This window comes from Psychrobacter sp. TB67 (assembly GCF_000511065.1).
Lineage (GTDB): Bacteria > Pseudomonadota > Gammaproteobacteria > Pseudomonadales > Moraxellaceae > Psychrobacter > Psychrobacter okhotskensis.
In genome coordinates, this window is the sequence record NZ_AYYA01000030.1 from 85239 (window position 1) to 92652 (window position 7414).

The 7414-nt window shown below is 41.9% G+C and carries 6 protein-coding genes; 4 read left to right on the top strand and 2 right to left on the bottom strand.

The genetic code is table 11. The features are described 5' to 3' along the window. Window positions 1-305: 305 nt before the first annotated feature. The 4 genes from serS (at window position 306) to W293_RS0104820 (ending at window position 5727) form a co-directional block, all read left to right on the top strand. The gene (gene serS, locus W293_RS0104805) at window positions 306-1592 is read left to right on the top strand and encodes a serine--tRNA ligase (protein WP_025651373.1); all 1287 of its coding nucleotides are present in this window, start codon (window positions 306-308) and stop codon (window positions 1590-1592) included. Window positions 1593-1605: 13 nt separating this feature from the next. Beyond that, window positions 1606-1986, top strand: a complete 381-nt coding sequence (locus tag W293_RS0104810) for a hypothetical protein (protein WP_025651374.1) — start codon at window positions 1606-1608, stop codon at window positions 1984-1986. A gap of 93 nt (window positions 1987-2079) precedes the next feature. After that, on the top strand, window positions 2080-4077 hold the full coding sequence (tkt, locus tag W293_RS0104815) for a transketolase (RefSeq protein ID WP_025651375.1): 1998 nt from the start codon (window positions 2080-2082) through the stop codon (window positions 4075-4077). Between the two features lie 288 nt (window positions 4078-4365). After that, the gene (locus W293_RS0104820) at window positions 4366-5727 is read left to right on the top strand and encodes a hypothetical protein (protein ID WP_025651376.1); all 1362 of its coding nucleotides are present in this window, start codon (window positions 4366-4368) and stop codon (window positions 5725-5727) included. Window positions 5728-6092: 365 nt separating this feature from the next. Here the strand turns inward: W293_RS0104820 and W293_RS0104825 are convergent, their stop codons facing one another. Further along, a complete protein-coding gene (locus tag W293_RS0104825) occupies window positions 6093-6878 on the bottom strand; it encodes a DUF4424 family protein (protein WP_084212269.1) in 786 nt (261 codons plus the stop codon). After that, window positions 6879-7414 (bottom strand): IS30 family transposase (locus tag W293_RS0104830; protein WP_025651008.1); only part of this gene is annotated, 536 nt, incomplete at its 5' end. It lies immediately after the preceding gene.

Sequence of the window (7414 nt, forward strand, 5' to 3'; positions counted from 1 at the left end):
AGCGTCTAAATAGGGGCAAAACATGGTCAAATCTGCTGGGTCTTGGTATTATAGCGACTACCTATTTTCTCATGACAAACAAGATGTCATAACATAAGTTATAAAGTGATAGCCTGCCCACTATAAAATCACTACAGCGTCAACTTCGCTAAACATAGTACTGTATAGCTTGTACTCGGTTTTCTTGTATTGATATTATTTTGGATTGACGATAGGTTAGGTTGTAAAATGAGCTTGGCTCATTATTGTTTTGATAATATTTTCTTAAAATTCCTTATTCACTCTCAGCGTTACAGGCAACTATTATGATTGATCCAAAACTCTTACGCGGCGATTTAAGCGATTTACAACAGCAGTTGGCTGCTCGTGGCTATACGCTTGATATGGAGTTCTGGCAAACCATTGAAAACGAGCGTAAATCGCTACAAGTCAAAACCGAAGAGTTGCAATCGCGCCGTAACGCTGGTGCTAAGCAAGTAGGGGCGCTAAAAAAATCGGGCGAAGATGCCAGTGAGCTGTTGGCTGAGATGCAAAGCGTCAGCGGTGAGATTAAGACGGCAGAAGACGAGCTGCGTACTCTGCAAGAGCGTATCAATCAAGCTGCCTTGCAGATTCCTAATATTCCAGCAGCAGATGTGCCAGTGGGTACGTCAGAAGATGATAATGTCGAAGTACGCAAATGGGGTACGCCGCGTGAGTTTGATTTCGACATCAAAGACCATACTCATATCGGTGAGACGCTCGGTATGCTCGACTTTGAAGCCGCAGCGAAGCTTACCGGTAGTCGTTTTAATGTATTAAAAGGTCAGCTTGCGCAAATGCATCGCGCTTTGATTCAGTTTATGCTCAATACCCACACCATCAAGTACGGCTATACTGAAACGTATGTGCCTTATATTGTCAATTCTGAAAGCCTAAAAGGTACGGGTCAGTTGCCAAAATTTGAAGATGATTTGTTTAAATTGACCAATCATACGAATAATGATGATATGGATTTTTATCTGATTCCGACGGCTGAAGTACCTATGACCAATTTGGTACGCGGTGAGCGTTTAGATATCAAAGAGCTGCCGTTAAAGTTCACCGCGCATACGCCTTGTTTCCGTAGTGAAGCCGGCTCACACGGTCGTGATACTCGTGGTCTGATCCGTCAGCATCAGTTTGAAAAAGTCGAGATGGTTAATATCGCTAGCGCTGAGCAATCTGATGAATTGCTTGAAGCAATGACCGAACAAGCCGAATATATCTTGCAGCAGCTCAACTTGCCGTATCGGGTCATGAAGCTGTGTACAGGTGATATGGGCTTCGCTGCCCAAAAGACTTATGACATCGAAGTCTGGTTACCGAGCCAAGATACCTATCGCGAAATCTCTAGCTGCTCTAACTGTGGTGATTTCCAAGCGCGCCGCATGGGCACACGTGTCAAAGACGGCAAACAAACCAGCTTGGCTCATACTTTGAATGGGTCAGGCTTGGCAGTTGGTCGTACGCTATTGGCCGTCATGGAAAACCATCAAAATGCTGACGGTAGTATCACCGTTCCAGAAGTATTGCGTCCGTTTATGGGCGGTGCGGAAAGAATAGAAGTTTGATAATAGTAACGTCATGAAGACATTGTCTACAATTGATCAGCTCAATTACTCACAATATCTCACCCACGGTCAAAGTAGTGGCGACAATTTGTTAGGCTTTGAAATAGATGCCAATGTGTATTTCTGTTGTATGGAAAACAATCTTGGTTGCGACTTTCTTTATCAAGAGCGCCATGATAATGCAAATTGTATGCTCACGTTGTATTGCAACTTTGCGCACAATGTAAGCCATCAGCAAATGGCAGATTATCTAGAGGAGAAATGGCTTCAGTATGTTTGCTATCAAGAATTTGAGAAACATTATATTGAAGTCGTTAACGATCAGTTGGTTTTTTATTATGTGACCCGATCAAGTTCTGGACTAGGGGTAACAGGGAAAATTGTTGCCACTTAGTTTATAATGAGCCATCTATTCCAGTATCTAAGCAAATTTAGTTCAATAACTTTTTTCAATCAAATAAACTCTCCTTTAATCTTAGGACACTCTATGCCAGCTCCAATTAGCGAACGTAAATTAGCCAATGCCATCCGTGTACTGTCGTTTGACGCGGTACAAAAAGCCAACTCTGGTCATCCAGGTGCTCCGATGGGCATGGCTGATATTGCTGAAGTTCTGTGGCGCAAGTTTTTGAAGCACAACCCAACCGATCCACAGTGGCATAACCGTGATCGCTTTGTACTGTCAAACGGTCATGGCTCGATGCTTATTTACTCATTGCTGCATTTATCTGGTTATGACGTCAGCGTTGATGACCTGAAAGGTTTCCGTCAGCTGCATTCAAAAACCCCAGGTCACCCTGAGCTTGGTTATACGCCAGGTATTGAAACCACTACGGGTCCACTAGGTCAAGGCATCGCGAATGCGGTTGGTTTTGCGATTGCAGAGAAAACCTTAGCTGCGCAGTTCAACCGTGACGGACATAACATCGTTGACCACCATACTTATGCGTTCTTGGGTGATGGCTGCTTGATGGAAGGTATCAGCCATGAAGTTTGCTCTTTGGCTGGCACGTTAGAGCTTGGCAAATTGGTCTTCTTCTACGATGATAATGGCATCTCTATTGATGGTAATGTCGAAGGCTGGTTCACTGATGACACCCAAATGCGCTTTGAAGCTTACGGCTGGCAAGTTATCAAGGTTGATGGTCATGATACCGATGCGATCACTCAAGCCACTGAGCAAGCGATTGCTGAGACCACTAAGCCAAGCCTAATCATCTGTAAAACGACGATTGGCGCTGGTAGTCCAAACAAGCAAGGCTTAGCAGCTAGCCATGGTGCGCCACTGGGTGATGATGAAATTGCTTTAACCCGTGATGCATTGTCTTGGAAGCATGCGCCGTTTGAGTTAGATGATGAAATCTATGAAGCGTGGGATGCTAAAGCCAAAGGCGATGTGCAACAAAAGAACTGGGATGCGGACTTTGAAGCGTATAAAAAGGCCTATCCAGAACTAGCTGCTGAGTTACTACGCCGCTTAAATGGTGAATTGCCAGCGGATTTTGATAAGCAAGCGCAGGATTATATCCGACAAACTCAAGAGCAGGGCGGTGATGTTGCCAGCCGTAAAGCCAGTCAAAATGCGATCAATACTTTGCAGCCATTATTACCAGAGTTATTAGGTGGTTCAGCGGATCTAGCTGGCTCAAACCTGACGCTATTCAAAGGTGCTAAAGGCATCGAAAAAGACGCTGATGGCAACTATATCTATTATGGCGTGCGCGAATTCGGTATGACAGCGATTGCCAATGGTATCGCGTTGCATGGCGGCTTTATCCCTTACGTGGCAACCTTCCTGATGTTCATGGAGTACGCGCGTAATGCGGTGCGTATGGGCGCATTGATGAAGCAACGTATTATCCACGTCTACACCCATGATTCTATCGGTCTGGGTGAAGATGGCCCAACGCATCAGCCAGTTGAGCAATTGACTAGCCTACGTACTACGCCAAACCTACGTACATGGCGTCCGTGTGATGCGACTGAATCTGCTACGGCTTGGGTAGAAGCGATTAAGTCAGAAAATAATCCGTCAGCGCTCATCTTTAGCCGTCAAAGCTTACCGCATCAAGCACGTGACAGCGAGCAAGTCGCTAACATCACTAAAGGTGGTTACGTGCTAGCGAAGGAACAAGGCGAGCTAAAAGCAATCATTATCGCCACCGGTTCAGAAGTTGGCTTAGCTATGGAAGCGTATGCCACGTTGAGCGAAAATGACGTTGGCGTCCGTGTGGTCTCTATGCCATGTGCTGAAATCTTTATGGAGCAAGACGCCAGCTATCGTGACGCTGTATTGCCTGCCAATATCCGCGCCCGCGTAGCGGTAGAAGCTGCCCATGTCGATTACTGGTATAAGTTCGTTGGCCTAGATGGCAAAGTCATCGGCATGACCACTTATGGTGAATCAGCGCCAGCAGATCAGCTCTATAAAGAGTTTGGTATCACGACTGACGCGGTGGTTGAAGCGGTAAATAGTTTGGTCTGATTAACCTTTCTTAGCGTTTAAATAAAAAAGAGCTGCTGGAGAAATCTGGTGGCTCTTTTTTATGGTTGGTTTTTGGTTTGAAATGATTAGAAATGAATTGTAGATTTTATTTACGTATCGTAAATAAGCTAATTAAAATCAATATTCTAAGTAGTAAAATTAGATTGACTATTTTATAGAAAAAAAGATAATATCACCTTCTTGAGAGCTGTTCTAAACTTTAGTTTTGTATGCGTGGTCTAGTGTTCAGCTTTAACCATTAAATAACCTTTCTATAAGAGAAATCATATGCCACGTATCTATAACGTTAAAAACTTGAGCTCTGCTGTTGCGGTTGTCGTTTTTTCTACTTCACTCTTAGCTTGTGGGGGTGGCGGCGGTAGTGATGGAGGTTCTGACAGTCAAAGTAGTAATAATCCGAAGCCTACCCCTCCAAAGCCTTCCGACAAATGCAAAAACGCTACCGCTAATATTTCAGGGCAATCTGATCTAGACAAAGATGGAACCATTGATGACTGTGATAGTGATATCGACGGTGACGGTATCGTCAATGCAAAAGATGCAAGACCCTTAGATATTAATATTGCTAGTACCAGCACTAAATCTTATAAGGGAGATGGTTTTGGTTATATCAATGCAACAGAGAACTTTTATTTTAATGCCAAAAACCAGCTGGTTGAACAAGAATACTTGTCATCTAGCAATCCTGATCGAGCTAATAGCTCAAAGCAGTTTACTTACGATGATAAAGATCGTTTAATTCGCCGCGAACAAACTCGTGGTCTTGATAAGCGAAATGATGGTGTTGAAGTATGGGTATATAACCAAAAAGGTCAGCTAACTGAGTTTAATACTAATTCTGATGGAGATAGTGTTTTTGAGAGTACAGTAATTTATCAATACAATTCAGACGGTAACATCGAACAGATAGTAGAAAGGGATCCAAGTGACACAAGTTATTTTTCTAATGCAACGAATACCTATACTTATAATGATCAGAATCAATTAGAAAAAATTGAGACTGATGAATACAACGACGGTAGTATAGATAGAATAAAAAACATAACTTTTAATGCTAATAATTACGTAGCTAAGTCTGCTTTGTATTATATAAAAGTTGATGATATTACTAATAGTGAAGTCAAAGAATTATACGAAACCTCTGAATACAGCTACGACAACCAAGGTAATGTTCTCAAAGATGTTCTAACTTATGAAAGGGGAGGAGAACGGTCAACTACCTATAGCTATAATAGTCAAAAAAATATTACCAAAAAAATAACTGTTGACGGTCCATCTGTTATCGATGTGGAAGTGTCTTATAATAAAGATGGTTTGGCTAATGATTCTATGGCTAAATACAGAGGATTTATGGCTAACGTTCAGGACGTAGCGGAAAAAGCTGAATACAACAACGCTGGATACTTGGTTAAAACTCTAGTAGATGTTAGTCAAAATGGTAGAATTAACCAAGAGATTACTTATAGCTACAAGGGTAGCGTTCCGCTCAAATTTAATGTACCAATATTCGTAAATTTTGGACTATCTAATGATAGAGCTCCTACTGCTACTAGTATTTTGAATAAAGTAAATACAAGGTATACTGCTGATATGGTCAAAGAGTCTTATTTTCAATATTCAAATGTCTAAGCTTATCGAGGTTGTGAATGGGTTGGTATGATTATACTTACTCAATTAAACGTTCATTCAAGAAGAGTTGCTACGATAATTTAGCAGCTCTTTTCTATTATTTAGAGCTAATCCTTTTTTTGTATCTCGGTCATCATAAAATATAAAAAACAGAGGCAGCTTGGTACAGAGGGACGGGCGCCGAACGAAACTATTAAAGAATACCGAGCCATGCCACGCATATTTCCCCACTTTTAAAACATTCAGATATCGAGGCTAATTTTTTTGTCATTTTATTTATACTCTAATAACGCTTAAATCTAGCGACACGACTGTTGTCGAAATAAATGTTTTCGCTGCGCTGAGCACACTCTATAAACTAGCCTTTACTTCATAATAAAAGCCACATCAAAATCATGGGTAGGCACAAAATTACTTTCTTTAATCTCAAACGTCGTTGGTCCAATTTTTTTGACTTTACCCTTACCTTTCCAGCAAAACGAAACTAATTCATTAAGGTCACGTTTGACGGTAAGTTTGAAATTAGTGATAGGTTTGGCCCAGTTTGCCCCCGTCGTCAGGATATAGCTTAAGGCATGATAGGGCCGTCCGTTATTATTAAATCCTCGCTGAGTTGTTTTATCTACACAAAAATCTCTAAATTGATCCTCGCCCAAAGATACTGACCCACCAACCAATGGTGTATATGAATGCTTGATTTTGGTCGTCGCATTGGCTTTGAAGGTTTGCTGCCAACTATAGATCACCTGCGAATCCCAAGGTATATCAAGACTTTCTCTATCATAGATGAATTTATCTAGTGCCTTATTATTACAATCTAAAAGCCGTTGATTGACGTATTCAGTGTCAACTTGATAGGTCCAAGGCCCCATCATATCAGCCTCGTTAAGACCACAGGATTTGAATATTTCAGTCGTATCAACAGGGATGTCGGCATAGGTTCTATCGTCATCTTTGACCACAATTGGACGCATAAAAGTACGGACATGCTGATTAGGAATGATAGGCTTGCCATTTATCCAAACTTCAAAGTTGTCATAAGTGGCATTAATATCAGCAAAATCTGAGTCTGTAAAACTAGGGACAGCTGGCATAGGAAATAAAACGGTTTCGGTAATATCCTTATTGCTTAAGTTTTTAAACTCTTGGATTCAACATTGAAGTGCAACGCACCCGAAGCTAGATTTTACCTCAAGAGGTGTTCTAAACCCTAGCACCTTTCTAGGTCGATTATTTAAACTGTCTTCAATCGACTGAACTAAGTGCATGCATAGGTTATCCAGACGCATTGACTTCGGTAGAAACTGACGAATTAACCCATTGGTATTCTCATTCGTTCCACGCTCCCAAGAATGATAAGGCTGAGCAAAATAAATATCAGCCTTCAACGCTGTTGCCATCGTTTCATGGTCAGCAAACTCTTTACCGTTATCAAAGGTGATACTTAACGCCTGTTCACCTTTTAGCATGCCAATACAAGCTTGTGTGACGGCTACTGCCTTGCGATTGGGTAGCGCTTTGATCTTAGTCTCTCGAGTTGTTCTATCCACTAGAGTGACAAGCACACCTTGATGTCCACGACCAACCACCGTATCCCCTTCATAATCGCCCATACGACTGCGCGCTTCAATGATACTGGGACGGTCATTGATATCACAGCGGTTCGCTATCTTTCCGCGCCTATCAT

What these genes read in the sequence shown, in the direction of transcription:
- serS (WP_025651373.1), top strand. Translation starts at nt 306, where the DNA reads ATGATTGATCCAAAACTCTTACGCGGCGATTTAAGCGATTTACAACAG.
- W293_RS0104810 (WP_025651374.1), top strand. Translation starts at nt 1,606, where the DNA reads ATGAAGACATTGTCTACAATTGATCAGCTCAATTACTCACAATATCTC.
- tkt (WP_025651375.1), top strand. Translation starts at nt 2,080, where the DNA reads ATGCCAGCTCCAATTAGCGAACGTAAATTAGCCAATGCCATCCGTGTA.
- W293_RS0104820 (WP_025651376.1), top strand. Translation starts at nt 4,366, where the DNA reads ATGCCACGTATCTATAACGTTAAAAACTTGAGCTCTGCTGTTGCGGTT.